The sequence below is a fragment of the Pseudomonas sp. PAMC25584 genome, assembly GCF_058135675.1.
In genome coordinates this window covers 5,010,827-5,025,854 of sequence record NZ_CM176870.1, presented here as the reverse complement: position 1 = coordinate 5,025,854, position 15,028 = coordinate 5,010,827, and the positions used below count along the sequence as shown (strand labels likewise).

15 protein-coding genes are annotated in these 15,028 nt (G+C 60.1%); 10 read left to right on the top strand and 5 right to left on the bottom strand.

Annotated features, from left to right (window positions below; translation table 11 throughout):
- Positions 1-28 precede the first annotated feature (28 nt).
- Positions 29-343 (bottom strand): MGMT family protein, encoded by a 315-nt coding sequence (locus ACS5Q8_RS23470; RefSeq protein ID WP_276197994.1) that lies wholly within the window; start codon positions 341-343, stop codon positions 29-31.
- Positions 344-534: 191 nt separating this feature from the next.
- Here ACS5Q8_RS23470 and ACS5Q8_RS23465 point away from each other — a divergent pair, with 191 nt between their 5' ends.
- The 5 genes from ACS5Q8_RS23465 (at position 535) to groL (ending at position 5,159) form a co-directional block, all read left to right on the top strand.
- The gene (locus tag ACS5Q8_RS23465) at positions 535-1,542 is read left to right on the top strand and encodes a DUF481 domain-containing protein (protein WP_276194670.1); all 1,008 of its coding nucleotides are present in this window, start codon (positions 535-537) and stop codon (positions 1,540-1,542) included.
- 101 nt (positions 1,543-1,643) lie between these two features.
- On the top strand, positions 1,644-2,375 hold the full coding sequence (locus ACS5Q8_RS23460; RefSeq protein ID WP_465159481.1) for a HugZ family pyridoxamine 5'-phosphate oxidase: 732 nt from the start codon (positions 1,644-1,646) through the stop codon (positions 2,373-2,375).
- Between the two features lie 67 nt (positions 2,376-2,442).
- The gene (locus tag ACS5Q8_RS23455) at positions 2,443-2,919 is read left to right on the top strand and encodes an FxsA family protein (RefSeq protein WP_426100157.1); all 477 of its coding nucleotides are present in this window, start codon (positions 2,443-2,445) and stop codon (positions 2,917-2,919) included.
- A 247-nt stretch (positions 2,920-3,166) separates the two neighbouring features.
- Positions 3,167-3,463 (top strand): co-chaperone GroES, encoded by a 297-nt coding sequence (locus tag ACS5Q8_RS23450; RefSeq protein WP_094953007.1) that lies wholly within the window; start codon positions 3,167-3,169, stop codon positions 3,461-3,463.
- A 49-nt stretch (positions 3,464-3,512) separates the two neighbouring features.
- Entirely contained in the window at positions 3,513-5,159 is a 1,647-nt protein-coding gene (gene groL, locus ACS5Q8_RS23445) for a chaperonin GroEL (RefSeq protein WP_247399719.1), read from the top strand.
- Positions 5,160-5,274: 115 nt separating this feature from the next.
- Here the strand turns inward: groL and ACS5Q8_RS23440 are convergent, their stop codons facing one another.
- A complete protein-coding gene (locus tag ACS5Q8_RS23440) occupies positions 5,275-7,224 on the bottom strand; it encodes an LTA synthase family protein (protein ID WP_443694789.1) in 1,950 nt (649 codons plus the stop codon).
- Between the two features lie 203 nt (positions 7,225-7,427).
- On the opposite strand from ACS5Q8_RS23440, the gene colR reads away from it, so the two are divergent.
- From colR to ACS5Q8_RS23415, 5 genes are all read left to right on the top strand, one after another.
- Positions 7,428-8,111 carry a two-component system response regulator ColR gene (gene colR, locus ACS5Q8_RS23435; protein ID WP_046382217.1) on the top strand — a complete coding sequence of 228 codons (684 nt, stop codon included), beginning with the start codon at positions 7,428-7,430 and terminating at the stop codon, positions 8,109-8,111.
- Positions 8,101-9,381 (top strand): sensor histidine kinase, encoded by a 1,281-nt coding sequence (locus ACS5Q8_RS23430; RefSeq protein WP_276194667.1) that lies wholly within the window; start codon positions 8,101-8,103, stop codon positions 9,379-9,381. The genes colR and ACS5Q8_RS23430 overlap by 11 nt, the downstream gene beginning before the upstream one ends.
- Positions 9,382-9,568: 187 nt before the next feature.
- Positions 9,569-10,249 (top strand): class I SAM-dependent methyltransferase, encoded by a 681-nt coding sequence (locus ACS5Q8_RS23425; RefSeq protein WP_276194666.1) that lies wholly within the window; start codon positions 9,569-9,571, stop codon positions 10,247-10,249.
- A gap of 4 nt (positions 10,250-10,253) precedes the next feature.
- Positions 10,254-10,973: a lipopolysaccharide kinase InaA family protein gene (locus ACS5Q8_RS23420; protein WP_276194665.1), complete on the top strand. Its 720-nt coding sequence runs from the start codon at positions 10,254-10,256 to the stop codon at positions 10,971-10,973.
- Positions 10,970-11,197 carry a hypothetical protein gene (locus ACS5Q8_RS23415; protein ID WP_276194664.1) on the top strand — a complete coding sequence of 76 codons (228 nt, stop codon included), beginning with the start codon at positions 10,970-10,972 and terminating at the stop codon, positions 11,195-11,197. The genes ACS5Q8_RS23420 and ACS5Q8_RS23415 overlap by 4 nt, the downstream gene beginning before the upstream one ends.
- 104 nt (positions 11,198-11,301) lie before the next feature.
- On the opposite strand, the gene ACS5Q8_RS23410 is transcribed toward ACS5Q8_RS23415, so the two are convergent.
- From ACS5Q8_RS23410 to ACS5Q8_RS23400, 3 genes are read right to left on the bottom strand one after another with little or no spacing between them, the layout of a single operon-like run.
- Positions 11,302-12,399, bottom strand: coding sequence for a DUF1513 domain-containing protein (locus tag ACS5Q8_RS23410; protein WP_465160373.1), 1,098 nt, complete (start codon positions 12,397-12,399; stop codon positions 11,302-11,304).
- Positions 12,400-12,401: 2 nt separating this feature from the next.
- Entirely contained in the window at positions 12,402-13,466 is a 1,065-nt protein-coding gene (locus tag ACS5Q8_RS23405; RefSeq protein WP_247399748.1) for an imelysin family protein, read from the bottom strand.
- 31 nt (positions 13,467-13,497) lie between these two features.
- Positions 13,498-14,925, bottom strand: a complete 1,428-nt coding sequence (locus tag ACS5Q8_RS23400; RefSeq protein WP_426100155.1) for a di-heme oxidoreductase family protein — start codon at positions 14,923-14,925, stop codon at positions 13,498-13,500.
- Positions 14,926-15,028: the final 103 nt, after the last annotated feature.

Genomic DNA, 15,028 nt, shown 5'->3' with positions numbered 1-15,028 from the left:
TCAGATTCACGGAAACAAAGCGCGCACTCTAACCGCTGTGCTCTACCGGGCGCCAGCCATGACGCTGAATATCCACGCGGTTGTTCAGGATAGCGACACCTTCGTCGCGTAAACGCGCACGTTGTTCGTCGCCTGAGGCGCTGCCCACCGGCAGGCTTATCCGACCACCGGCGCCCAGCACGCGGTGCCAGGGCAAGCGCGTGTCTTCGGGCAGTTGGCTCAGCGTGCGCCCGACCCAGCGCGCCGCGCGCCCAAGCCCGGCGAGGTGCGCCAGTTCGCCATAACTCACCACGCAGCCTTTGGGGACTTGCGCCAGCGTCAGGTACAGCGCGGTGCGGCGCATCTCGGCAGGGCTTTGCGGGGCTTCGGCGGGTGGTTTCACGGTGGATATATCCGTTCAGAGCGTCGTTTTTTTGTAAGAAACGTCTGTAAATATGCAGATGAGAACTGAACTCAACACAATTCCTTGAGTCAGTCCTTGCTATCTAACACGATAACGCCCCTTTTTCGCCAACCCTGAGCCCCTATCTGCTTATGTTGTCCAGAACCTTGCTGTGCCTTGCTGTTTTCAGCGCCTCCACCCCCTTGCTCGCCGATACGGTCTGGTTAAAGAACGGCGACCGTCTGACCGGCAAGATCAAGGTCTTCGACGGTGGCAAGTTGCTGATCCAGACCGACTATGCTGGGGCTATCCCGGTGGACTGGAAACAGGTGAAAACCCTGGAAAGCGATCAGGAATTGCTGGTCAAGCAGGATGCCTACACCGGAGAGAAAGCCAAATCCTTGCAGGCGGCGGACGATGGCAAAGTGGTGCTGGCCAATGGCGAGGCGCCCAAGACGGTGGAATTGGCCAGCATCCAGCAGATCATCAAGCCCAAGCCGGTGATCGAAGACCTGGTGTGGAAAGGCAACGTCGACATGGCGCTGGACTACAAGCGCGCCGAGAAAGACACCAACGACTACGACATCGACTTCAAGACTTCCGCCCGCCATGGCCAATGGCGCCACACCGGGCAGGGCGAGTACAACCGCGAATTCCAGGACGACGTCACCACCACCGACAACTGGTCCCTGGAATATGACCTCGACCGGTTCATCACCGAGCACTGGTTCTGGCAGGGTCGCCTGACCTACAAGCGCGACAGGGTGGAAGACCTGTCCCGCCAGCGCACGGTCGGCACTGGCCCGGGCTACCAGTTCTGGGACGATGAGCTCGGCGCATTCTCCCTGGGTTCGCTGGTTAACCGCACCGATTACGAATATTCCGACGGCGGCAAGGACAACTTCTATTCCTTGGCCATGAAGTGGGACTACAACCGCTACCTGATCGGCAAGAAGGTTGAGTTTTTCACCTCCGGCGAATTGGGCAAGCCTATCGGCGGGCCGGCCGAATACGCCCTCGAAGCGCAAATGGGCCTGCGCTACAAGGTCACCGAGTGGGCGTCGCTCAATCTCAAGGCCGAGCGTGACGTGATCAGTGGCGACTCGGAAAGCAGCTTGAGCAAGACCCGCTACACCGCAGGGTTTGGCGTGGCCTGGTAATCGGCCTCAAGCTCGCTGGCAACCTGCGCGGTTATTGATTACCTTGGCTTGAGATCCATTCCCATACGCCATGGGCGACTGAATTCCCGAGGAGTCATACGTTGAGCGCGCACGTTGCCAAAAACGCCCGAGAGCTGTTGCTCAAGGAATACCGTGGGGCTCTCTCCACATTGTCCAAAGCCATGCCCGGCTTTCCCTTCGGTTCGGTCGTGCCGTACTGTCTGGACGAGCAGGGTCGGCCGCTGATCCTGATCAGCCGGATTGCCCAACACACCCATAACCTGCAGAAAGACCCCAAGTGTTCGTTGCTGGTCGGCGAGCGTGAAGCGGATGATGTGCAGGCGGTCGGGCGCCTGACTTACCTGGCCGAGGCCGAGCAATTGCACGACGTCGCCGCGATTGAAGCGGCGGCCGAGCGCTATTACCGCTACTTCCCCGAATCGGCTAACTATCACAAGGCCCACGATTTCGACTTCTGGGTGCTCAAGCCGGTACGTCACCGCTATATCGGCGGCTTTGGCGCGATTCACTGGCTTGACCGGTTGACCCTGGGCAACCCGTTCGCCGGCCCGACCGAGCGCAGCATGGTCGAGCACATGAACGCCGACCACGCCAAGGCCATCGCCCATTACGTCGAGTTGGCCGGCTTGCCCACCCACGAACCGGCGCAATTGGCCGGGATCGACAGCGAAGGCATGCACCTGCGCATAGGCCATGCGCTGCACTGGTTGCCGTTCGCCGAGTCCTGCAACACGCCGACACAAGTGCGCGAGGCCCTGGTTTCATTGGCTCATGCTGCGGTCTGGCCGAAAAAAAGTGCCGCTGAAGCTTGAATTCACGAAATCGCGACGTCATCTAAGGTGGACTGGCAAGGCATTCTTGCGTTGAGGAAACCATTTGATGCGCCCTTTTTTATTGCTCTTTCTGCTGTTCCCGGTGTTGGAGCTGTTCGTATTCGTAAAAGTCAGCGGTGCGATCGGGTTTTTCCCGGCGCTGCTGCTGATCATTCTCGGCTCGATGCTCGGCGTTTTGGTGCTGCGCGTCGCCGGTCTGGCCACGGCGTTGCGTGCCCGTGAAAGCCTGAATCGTGGTGAATTGCCGGCACAAACCATGCTCGAAGGCCTGATGATGGCCCTGGCCGGAGGCCTGTTGATCCTGCCGGGCTTTATCAGCGATGTGCTCGGCCTGGTCATGTTGCTGCCCTTCACCCGCAAGCTGTTGGCGGGCAAAATGCGCCAGCGTGCCGAAGAGGCTGCGATTCGCCAGCGCGCGTTCGCAGACGACCTGCAACCCCGTGGCGGCCCGGCTCCGCGCCAGCCGTTGGGACGCGAAGGTGATGTGATCGAAGGTGAGTTCGAGCATCGCGACAGTCAATAACTGCGTCACTGGCACGGCACCTTCGGGTGCCGCGTTGTTTTTATGGGCTGGCAGACGCAAAAAAATTCATCCCCCGCCCCTTGTAATATGCTTATGCGCCCTTATGTAACGGTCACCGCAAGGTTTCTGGTGGCGACACCAGACAGACTTCCGCGTCTTGCTTGGCGAGGCGCGACCGGCACCGCCGGAATACAACTTGCCGGTATTGACACCGGCCGATGAAAAACACAATTAGGAGAGATCGACAATGAGCAAGCTTCGTCCTCTGCACGACCGCGTCGTAATCCGTCGCAGCGAAGAAGAAAAGAAAACCGCTGGCGGTATCGTTCTGCCAGGTTCGGCTGCTGAAAAGGCCAACCACGGTGTGATCATCGCTGCTGGCCCAGGCAAGGCTCTGGAAAACGGTGAAGTACGTGCGCTGGCTGTGAAAGTGGGTGACAAGGTTGTTTTCGGCCCTTACTCCGGCAGCAACACCGTGAAAGTCGACGGCGAAGACCTGCTGGTAATGAGCGAGAACGAAATTCTCGCCGTTCTGGAAGACTGATTCCCCGCTCATTTTCCCGTTACTACAAAGTATTTAAGGAATATCGATCATGGCTGCTAAAGAAGTTAAATTCGGCGATTCCGCCCGCAAGAAAATGCTCACAGGTGTCAACATCCTGGCTGACGCAGTAAAAGCGACCCTGGGCCCGAAAGGCCGTAACGTGATCATCGAGAAGAGCTTCGGCGCTCCGACCATCACCAAGGACGGCGTTTCCGTAGCCAAAGAAATCGAACTGGAAGACCGTTTCGAAAACATGGGCGCGCAGCTGGTCAAAGACGTTGCCTCCCGTGCCAACGATGACGCAGGCGACGGCACCACCACCGCCACCGTTCTGGCTCAGGCAATCGTCAACGAAGGCTACAAAGCCGTCGCTGCCGGCATGAACCCGATGGACCTCAAGCGCGGCATCGACAAGGCGACCATCGCCATCGTCGCTGAGCTGAAAAACCTGTCCAAGCCATGCGCTGACACCAAGGCTATCGCTCAGGTAGGCACCATCTCCGCCAACTCCGACAACTCCATCGGCGACATCATTGCCGAAGCCATGGAAAAAGTCGGTAAAGAAGGCGTGATCACTGTTGAAGAAGGCACAGGCCTGGAAAACGAACTGTCGGTTGTAGAAGGCATGCAGTTCGACCGTGGCTACCTGTCCCCGTACTTCGTCAACAAGCCGGAAACCATGGTTGCCGAGCTGGAAAACCCGCTGATCCTGCTGGTCGACAAAAAGATCTCCAACATCCGCGAAATGCTGCCGGTGCTGGAAGCTGTTGCCAAAGCCGGTCGCCCACTGCTGATCGTTTCCGAAGACGTTGAAGGCGAAGCCCTGGCGACTCTGGTTGTGAACAACATGCGTGGCATCGTCAAAGTTGCAGCCGTCAAGGCTCCAGGCTTCGGCGACCGTCGCAAGGCCATGCTGCAGGACATCGCCGTTCTGACCGGCGGTACCGTTATCTCCGAAGAGATCGGCCTGAGCCTGGAAAGCGCCACCCTGGAAAACCTGGGTAGCGCCAAGCGTGTGACCATCTCCAAGGAAAACACCATCGTCGTCGACGGTGCTGGCGTAGAGGCCGACATTCAGGCGCGCATCACTCAGATCCGTGCCCAGGTTGCCGAAACTTCCTCGGACTACGACCGTGAAAAACTGCAAGAGCGTCTGGCCAAGCTGTCCGGCGGCGTTGCAGTGATCAAGGTTGGCGCTGGTTCCGAAGTTGAAATGAAAGAGAAGAAAGCCCGCGTTGAAGACGCCCTGCATGCAACCCGTGCGGCCGTTGAAGAAGGCGTGGTACCTGGCGGTGGCGTTGCGCTGATCCGTGCTCTGGAAGCCCTGACCAACCTGACCGGCGACAATGCTGACCAGAACGTCGGTATCGCTGTACTGCGTCGTGCTGTTGAAGCACCGCTGCGTCAGATCGCTGCCAACTCCGGCGACGAGCCAAGCGTTGTGGTCAACGAAGTCAAGAACGGCAAAGGTAACTACGGTTACAACGCTGCGACTGGCGAGTACGGCGACATGATCGAAATGGGCATCCTGGACCCTACCAAGGTGACTCGTTCCGCGCTGCAAGCAGCTTCCTCCATCGGCGGTCTGATCCTGACCACCGAAGCGGCGATCGCTGATGCACCGAAGAAAGACGGCTCGGCTGGCGGCGGTATGCCAGACATGGGCGGCATGGGTGGCATGGGCGGCATGATGTAAGCCAGCCTTACCCGGCGACTGAAAAACCCCGCCTGCAGCGATGCAGGCGGGGTTTTTTATGCGGGTGTGTAAACCTATAAAGAAGTCCCGTACTTGGCAGTAAGGGACGTTTTGCTTAGCGCGTGCTCACTGCCGGGGCCTCTTCCTTGGGGACCCTCCAGCTCAGCAGTTGTTGTTTGAAACCATAACTGGCGGCCTGGTAGTAGGTGATCGCCCGCAGGATCAGCGGGTCATCGCTGCCGACCCGCAATTCCTGGCTCTCACCCAGCGCCTCGTCGTGGCGGCGCAGGCCCTGGCGTGGGCTGAGAATCGCCAGGTCTTTGCCGTCGAATAACCCCAGGTGCTGGTAGTTGCCGACTACGACCCGAGGGGGCAATGGGTTGTCCTGCAACAGGTCGCGGCCAAAGAAGGTCGATTCATAGTTCAGGTTGATCAGGCCCAGCAGGGTCGGCGCCAGGTCGATCTGGCTGGCCAGTTGTGCCGATTCCCGTGCGTCGATCAGCTTGGGCGCATAGATGAACAGTGGAATCTGATAGTTGGCAATGGGCAGGTCTTCCTTGCCCGCACTGCCGGCAGTGTGGTCGGCGACGAAGACGAAGATGGTGTTATCGAACCAGGGTTTCTGCCGCGCCGCTTCCAGGAATTGGCCGATGGCATGATCGGTGTACTTCACCGCACCGTCGCGGCCATTGCCGGATTTGATATCGATGCGCCCGTCCGGGTAGGTGTAAGGGCGATGGTTGGACGTGGTCATCAGTTGCAGCAAAAACGGCTGCTGTTTGGCGTAGTCCTCGTCGGCCAGCTTCAGGGTCTGTTTGTACAGATCCTCGTCAGCCATACCCCAGGCGTTCTTGAACGAGATTTCTGCCTCGGGCACGCTGCTCTGGTCCACGACGCGATAACCGTTGCCGCTGAAGAACGCATTCATGTTGTCGAAATAACCACGCCCGCCATACACAAACACGCTGTCGTAACCGATGGCCGTGAGTTGTTGCCCCAGGCTCGCGAAGCCGCTTTCCCGGCCAATACGTTTGACGATAGAGCGTCCCGGCGTCGGTGGGATTGCCAGGGTGATCGCCTCCAGGCCACGGTCGGTGCGGGTACCGGTGGCGTAGAAGTTATTGAAGTACAGGCTTTGTTGACGCAAGACGTCGAGATTCGGCGTGAGGTTGCGCCCGTCGCCATTGCTGCCCATGTATTTGGCGCTGAAACTTTCGATGGTCACCAGCACGATATTGGGTTTGCGCAGGGGGCCCGGGTGGGTAATGGCGCGGCGGATATCCAGCGGGTCCTGGCCGATAAAGCGCGCATTGGGCTCGCTGAGTTCGGCGCGCAACTGCTTGGCCACGACGTCGGTCGGCAGGCTCTTGTAGAACTGTGAGTAGTCCAGTTCGTTGTTACGGAAGGCGGCGAAAAACTGATACGGGCCATTGCTCGCCAGTTCGTTCTTGTAGGCGTTGCCGCCTTGCGCGCGCGGGCTGTCCTGGCTGATCAACTGCAGGCTCAGACCCCCGACGACCAACAGTGCCAAGGCATTCAACAGGCGGCCGCGCATGGGCGGCAGCGGAGCATTCATTGCGGCATTGAACGGCTTGCGCAAAGCCAGGCTCAACACGATGGCCAGCATCGCCAGCAAACTGAGCAACTTGCCGATGGGGTAGGATTCCAGCAGGTTGTTCAGGACTTCATCGGAGTACACCAGGTAGTCGACGGCGATAAAGTTGAAGCGCACGCCGAATTCGTCCCAGAACAGCCATTCGGCCACCGAGGTGAACAGCATTGCGAACAGGCTGACGGTGAGCACCGCCTGCAGGAACCAGCGATGGCCACGGCGGCGCCACAGCGCGGGCGGACACAGCAACAGGTACAGCCCCAGAGGCAGGGCGGCATAGGCGAGAAAACCGAGGTCATACAGCAGACCCACGCCAAATACCGGCAGCAGATTGCCGCCGACTTCATCGAGGTGCGTAACCAGCAATACGCTGCGGGTAAGCAGGAAAATAGCCAGCCAGGCACCCGTTACCAACAGCAAATAGCGCATCGGCGCTGTTTTGAGAAACCCCATGTCCCGCTTCCTTATATCAATGGGTGCGATCTTCGCCCTGACACTGTAATCAGTTTGTGAAGCTATAGTGAAAAACTCATTCGGCGCCCCAATCGGTTGAAAACCTTTATTGACCAACGGTTAGGCTCTATCCCTGAGCATCACTTGGCCTTAAGCTGCGCGAGCCAACACACGGCTGGCACGAAAGTACGGAGACACTGCCCATGCGAATTTTATTGGTTGAAGACAACCGCGATATTCTGGCCAACCTGGCGGATTACCTGGGGCTCAAAGGCTACACCGTGGACTGCGCGCAGGACGGTTTGTCGGGCCTGCACCTGGCCGCCACCGAGCACTACGACTTGATCGTGCTCGACATCATGCTGCCTGGCATCGATGGCTACACCTTGTGCAAACGCCTGCGTGAAGACGCGCGCCGCGACACGCCGGTGATCATGCTCACCGCCCGCGATCAGTTGGATGACCGGCTGCAGGGCTTCAAGTCCGGCGCCGATGACTACTTGCTCAAGCCGTTTGCCCTGTCGGAACTGGCCGCGCGCATCGAAGCCGTGCTGCGCCGCGCCCACGGCGGCGGACGCCGTGCCCTGCAGGTGGCCGACCTGCATTACGACCTCGATACCCTGGAAGTCACCCGAGAAGGGCGCCTGCTCAAACTCAACCCGGTGGGCCTGAAGCTGTTGGCGGTGTTGATGCAGAAAAGTCCCCACGTACTGCGTCGGGAAATTCTCGAAGAAGCGCTATGGGGGGATGATTGTCCCGACAGTGACAGCCTGCGCAGTCACGTCCATCAGTTGCGCCAAGTGATCGATAAACCTTTCGCCAAACCATTGCTGCAAACGGTACACGGTGTGGGTTACCGCCTGGCCGAGGGTCGTGATGGAGTTTAAGCAAAGTCTTGCCCAGCGGATCATCATCGCCTTTGCCTTGATGAGCGCGTTGGTGGCAGGCGCCTTCGCCATAGGTATCATCGCGACGGTGCATCTGGTGGAAGAGAAGCTGATTTCGGCCGGTTTGGGCGGCGACTTGCAGCGCCTGCTGCTGATGGACAGCGTCGAAGACTGGAGCCACCGACCCGAGCCGGATCAGTTGTTCTATTTCAGCGGCGGGCGCGGGGATTTTGAGCTGCCCAAGGACCTGCGGCACCTGGAACCCGGTTTCCATGAAGTGTTCCGCGAGGCGTTGTCGTACCACGCCATGGTCGAAGTGGTTGACGGGCGGCGCTATGTGCTGCTGCAGGACCAGAGTGATTTCGAAGAACGCGAGCGCGTGCTGTTCGCGGTGGTGCTGGTGGGCTTCGTGCTCAGCCTGGCGTTGGCGGTCTTCCTTGGCTGGGTGCTGGCCCGCAAGGTGATGGCACCGGTGGTGCGCCTGGCGCGCCAGGTGCGTCATCGTGACCAGTTGCTCGGCCTGGCGCCGCCCCTGGCGCCGGATTACGCTGCTGATGAAGTGGGCGAACTGGCCGTGGCCTTCGACGCCACGTTGGGCCGTTTACGCCAGGCACTGTCCCGCGAGCAGTTGTTTACCAGTGACGTGAGCCACGAATTGCGCACGCCGTTGATGGTCCTGGCCAGTTCCTGCGAGTTGCTGCTGGAAAACCCGGCCATCGACGAGCGCGGGCGCAACCAGGTGCTGCGCATCGCCAGGGCCTGCGAAGAAATGCGCGAACTGGTGCAGACCTTCCTGATGCTGGCGCGCGCCCAGCACAACGACGCCACCATGTCGCCCCGAGTAACCCTCACACAGGTGGCGGATGATTTGCTTGGCCTCTGGCGCGAGCCGATCGAGCATAAAGGCCTGCAACTGATCTATCAGCCGGGCAACCCCCTGGACACACGCTACAACACCACCTTCCTGCATGCGGTGATGGGCAACTTGCTGCGTAATGCACTGCATTACACCGAGCAGGGCTTTATCCGACTCACCTTGGAACCGAGTGGTTTTGTCGTGGAAGACTCTGGCGTCGGCATCCCCGAAGACAAGCGCGAAGCCATGTTCGAGCCCTTCGTGCGCGGCAGCGAAAAGCGCGGTGAAGGCCTTGGCCTGGGGTTGTCGCTGGTGCAGCGTATCTGCGAGAACCAGGGCTGGAGCGTCAGTTTGAGCACCATGGAGCCCAATGGTTGCCGCTTTCACGTCCAGTTGAGTCAGGTCAAACCCTGATCTTCCGTGCTACCGCTGTGCTGGCAACGATCGGTGTAATTCGACGAAGATGGCCCGTTAACATTATTTATGTCTGTAAAGTCTTGAAATGTATGAGCGTGGACAGGACAAGTTTTTCACAACGAGTTGACCTGTTGGTCACACTTCGCAACCTAAGGTCGTAGGCATCAGTAAACGGAGACGTAAGATGCCTACCCCGATCAAGCTCGAATTTTCCGATAAGTACGACGATGAGCATGCGCAGAATTATTTGCTCAAGCATCAGGACAATTTGGCTCGCCGGCTGTCCCACAAACGTGACGAGCAATTGGCACGCGGCGCATTGGCCATGGCCGGTGAGCCCGGCCTAGTCTTGGACCTACCTTGTGGTGCTGGGCGTTTCTGGCCGCTGCTGGCTGAAAAACCTAACCGGGTGATTATCGGCGCCGACAATTCGGAGTCGATGTTGAAGGTCGCGACGTTCTCCCAGCCGGCGGATGTGGTGAAACGGGTACGACCCTTGCAGACATCGGCCTTTGATATCGATTTGCCAGATAACTCGGTCGACAGCATCTTCTGCATGCGCCTGATGCACCATATTGGTGATCCTGAGCACCGGCTGGCGATACTGCGGGAATTTCATCGCGTTACCCGCGACAGCGTGATCATCTCGTTGTGGGTGGATGGCAACTTCAAGGCCTGGAAACGCAAGCGTGTCGAAGTAAAACGTCGTAACAACGGTGAGCAGGGAAGTTACCAAAACCGGTTTGTATTGCCGGCGGCTACTGTAGAGGCAGAGTTTGAGCAAGCCGGTTTCCGTGTTCAGGAATCCCTGGACTTCATCCCGCTCTACGCCATGTGGCGGGTGTATGTATTGCGCAAGAGGTAACAGGATGGCAGTTGAGTGCGTAGCAGGCAGTCACGTAGCTCCCGAAGAGCGATTTGATTATTTCTGGCGCCTGCAGGGCGAGTGGGTCGAAGAGCCCAATCGTCGGCGCGGTGGTGAAAGTGGTGTGCAGCGTGTGGCGGGCCCCACCGGGCGCCTGCTCTACAGCAAGCGTCAGACCGGGCATATCTACCGCAGTTGGCTCCATCCGTTTGGACGCCCGACTGTGTTGCGCGAACGGGATGCCATCAAGGGCCTGCGCTCGTTGAATGTGCGGGTGCCGGAGATGGTGTTCTGCGAGGCGCGTCGTGATCCGCAACACCAATGGAAGGCATTGTTGGTGACGGCTTCGCTGGACGGTTTCGACGAAATCGAAAAATGGTACGCCGCCGGTGGCCGTGAACAGTACGGTGAGGCGGTCCATGAGCGCCTGCTCAAGGAACTCGCAGCGACGTTGGCGCGCATGCACAAGGGGCGCTGGCAACATGGTTGCCTGTACATCAAGCATATCTTTGTGCGAGTCACGGGTGAGCCCGACTCGGCCACCGTGGAAGTCGCGCTGCTGGACTTTGAGAAGTGCCGCCAGCGCCTGACCGCTTATCGGGCGGCCTCCCATGACATGCTGCAACTGCGCCGCCATTCGTCGTGGAGCGATGGCGACTGGGCAAAACTCAGCTACTTTTACGAGACGGCGTTTGGCAGCGCTATCAAGGGTTTAACCAAATGAAGCTAGAAATAGCTCGAGGTCTGTTTCTGGTCGGGGCGTTGGGCGTTGCTGCCCTGGCCCTGGTTGCATGGGAACAACCTCGGACACAGGTCCTCAGTGCGGTGCAAAGCGGCGGGCAATGCCTGCTGCCGCGCATCGCGAAGGCGACGGTGACGGTCAAGCCCGATCATGACCTACTGTTGTTCATGTTCGGGATGTCACGAGGGGTGGGGCCACAAAGTTGAAACGATCGAAACCACCCGAAAAGGGCCTTGTGAAACGAGGCCCTTTTTTTCGCCTGCGATCTGGCTGTCAGGCGCAGTGCGGGATTAGCCTGAGCGGCTGACCGTCAGATCAGATGCAGATGGTTATCCCAAAGCCCTGCCGGCAATTCCAACGGTTTTGCGATCAGTTGTTCCTGGCGACAGTCATAGAATCGACAGCGCCCCTGGCCGGATGTCACGACAAACCCGTCCGCTACCGCACCCACACCCGCGCAGTCCGGCAAAGGTCCGTCCAGGCGCAATTTGCCGCTGTCCATGTCCCAGATAAAGAAGCGGTTACCGCGCGGCGCGGTCAATGCCACCAGGCGCAATTCGCTGTGTACCGCGACGCTGGCGGTGTAATGCCCCATTGCCTGCAGTTGCTCATCGGCCACCGGAAATGCCACGAATGGCTGCCCCGGCCGCTTGATCGCGAGCAACTCGGAACGCTCCTGAGACGGCCCCATGAACTGCTGCCCGGTGAGGATGGTGCCATCGCTTGCGATGCCCATATGGCGCACGCTATTCATCGGCTGGCCGAGGGTTTCCTTGCTGATCAGGCTGCCGTCGCGTTGCATCAGCACCAGGCTCGGCTCCATGGCGTTGAGGTTCATGTCCACCCGGCTTTCGGCCTCGGTGCGGATGCCGCCGTTGGCCACCACCAGGGTTTCGCCGTCGGGCATCCACGACACCTGATGCGGGCCGATGCCATGGGTGGAAATCTCGCCGCTGTGCACTAGCCGCTCGCCTTCGAACCGGTACACACCGAGCAGGCCACGGCCCGGGTCGGAGGTGTCGTTTTCGGTGGCGTACAGCCAGTCGCCACTGTTGTGAATCACCGCGTGGCCATAGAAGTGCCGGCCAGCGTTCGAGCTGATGGTTTGCAGCAGCGCGCCATCACGCAGGTCGATCAGGTAACTCTCGGTGCCCGGGCGACGGGCGACAAACAGCGCGATCGGCAGCGTCGGGTGGTTGATGATGTCGTGGCAGCGCTGACCGACCTGCGTGGCGAACACCCGCTGGCCGTCCAGGCGATAGCCAACGGCATAGTGTTTGCCGTCTGCATCATCGCGCGCCGACAGCAGCAGCGTGCCCTTGTCTTTGTGCTTGAACAACGTCCAGCCGCCCAACGTGAGTGCGCCGAGCAGCGCGCTGCCAATGGCTAAAGCCTGTCGCCTGAGCATCATCAGTCACCGTCGTTGGCGTTAAAGCCCAGTTGGATGCCCAGCGCCTTGGCCAACTCGCCTTCGTGCAGGCGGTGGACGACATTGAGGCTGTCGTAGAGATCGTTGAGCTGCTGGCGCCCGGCGTCGTCACCCAACAGTTCGTTGAGGGTGCGCTGGTTGCTGGCGAACAGTTTCAGGGACGCGGCGTAGGCGGCGTCGATCTTCTCGGCCAGCGCCTTTTGATCGGACGGCAACAAGCCCCGCAGGCCTTTGTTGTCGACGCCGACCCATACCGTCTGGGCCGCAGCGAGGCTGGCTTCCAGACTTTGCAGGGACGACTGGCTGCGCCACGCATCGGCCTGGAACGGCTGCGGGATGCCCTTGGTCTGGCGACCCATCGGCGTGCCGAGCTTTTTCTTCAGGGTGTCCAGTGCGGTCACTTGCACGCGCAGCAGGTCGGCGATGGCTTCGTGGGAATCAGCGTAACGCTGATTGGGAAACTTGCTCATCTGCGCGAGCATGCCGTCGGTGCTGTTCCAACTGGCGAGGATCTCTTCGGCCAGGGCTTTCTGGCGCTCGCCGATGGCCATCAGTAACGGGCAGTACCGGGCTTTCTGCGCGGCGTCGGCGATGTCGGTCTTGGCGTCGTAGAGGATGTATTCATAGGCCGACAGGCCCTGCACCACCACGCTGGACTTGGCCAGGGCAGCGGCATCGATCTGCGGCTGGGCGGTGACCAGTTGCTCGACCTGGCGACCGACCAGGTTTTTCTTGTCGGGCCAGAACTGCACCTGCCACGAACGGTTGCCCTCGGCCAACGGGCCGATCAGCAGCGGTTGCAGCTCGGCCCAGGCTTTTTGGGCGTGAAGGAAGTCGGCGCGTGCGGTGTCCAGGCTTTCCTTGCCTTGGCAGTACGCCAGGGCACTGACGGCCAATTGGCGGTCGGCTTCCACCCAGCGGCTGTAGGTCGGCAAGATCACTTGCTTGGCGATGGCTGCCGAGGTCACCGCTTGTGGGTCTTGCGGTGAGCAGGCGCCGAGGGCGAGGGCGGCCAGGCTGGTGAACAACAACTTGGGACGGAACATGTCGAGCTCCCTTCGGTAAGTGGGTCGAGGCTTATAGAGAATTCAGGAACGTCAGCAGCGCAGCGCGCTGTTCGGCATTAAAAGACAACACATGCTGCTGCGCCGCGTGTGCTTCACCGCCGTGCCATAGCACGGCTTCCAGCAGGTTGCGGGCGCGGCCGTCATGCAAGAACTGGGTGTGGCCACTGACGGTTTGCGTCAGGCCGATGCCCCACAACGGCGGCGTGCGCCAGTCGCGGCCACTGGCCTTGAATTCGCTGCGGTGATCGGCCAGGCCGTCGCCCATGTCATGCAGCAGCAGATCGCTGTAGGGGCGGATCACCTGGTTGGCCAGTTCAGGTTCGGCGGCATTGGCTGGCGTGGTGAACGACGGCGTGTGACAGCCCTGGCAACCGGCTTGGTAGAACAGGTTTTTCCCGGCCAGCACCTGGGGCGCGTTGACGTCGCGACGCACGGGCACCGCCAGGTTGCGGGTGTAGAACAGCACCAATCGCAGGATGTTATCGCTGACTTCCGGTTCGCCATCGGGACCGTTGCCGTTGGGCGCCTGCTTGCAGGCGACCTGGGCGTCAGTGCAGTCATCGACGGGCTTCAGCGACGTGGTGAGGCCCATATCACCGGAAAAGGCGTGAACGTTTTGTTGATTGAGGTTGGGTTGCCCGGCTTTCCAGCCGAAACGTCCGAGCACGGTTTTCTGCCGGGCGTCATCCCAGACCCAATTCGCGCGGCCGACGATGGCTTCCTTGTCGGCGGTCTTCGGGTCGGTGTTGCGCAGGATGTCCGCGTCGGCAATCGCTTCGAGCAGGCCCAGGCCGATCATCGGCGGGGCGATGCGTGCGGAGAAACGTGTGTCCGGATGCATCGGGCCGTAGCCGAGTTGGGTGATTTGCAGGTTGGGCTTGCGCAGTTCGACGACGCTGCCGTCCTTGAACGTGACGTTGACCGGCGTGTAGTCGACCCGCACCTTGCCCTCTGGCGTCACGCCGGGTATGGCCATGTCCTGCAATTGCCCGCCGTAGACCGGCTCGGGCACTACGCCGAGGTGCTCGATGAGCTTGGCATACGGCGGCGCATCCGGGATCGACAGGCGCACCAGCATCGACACCGCGTTCTGCGCGTCGGCCAGCGGCGGGTGGCCACGGCCGTCCTTGATATGGCAGTTCTGGCAGGCATTGGTGTTGAACAGCGGCCCCAGCCCATCGCGTGCGGTGGTGGTGGACGGCGCGATCACCCAGGGGCTGCGGAAGAAACTATTACCGACGCTGAAATCCAGGCGGCGGGTCGGCGACAGGTTGGCCGAGGGTAGGGAAAAGGCATTCTGGTCGCGCTTGTTCACCGTCGTTGTACCGCCGGCCCGCGCTTCTCCCGGCTCAGCCTGGGTAAACCGGGGGGCGTCATCGCAGGCAGCCAGGCTCATGGCCATTAGTCCTGCAGACAGGCAAAGAAGCGAACGGAACATCGAGTTTCCTGAAAAAAGGCGAAAAACAAGGTCGCAAAGTCTAACAGGGCGGGGCGGTTTGAATAATAGCAATTATCGTTTGATGGCATGCCGATTCATTCCC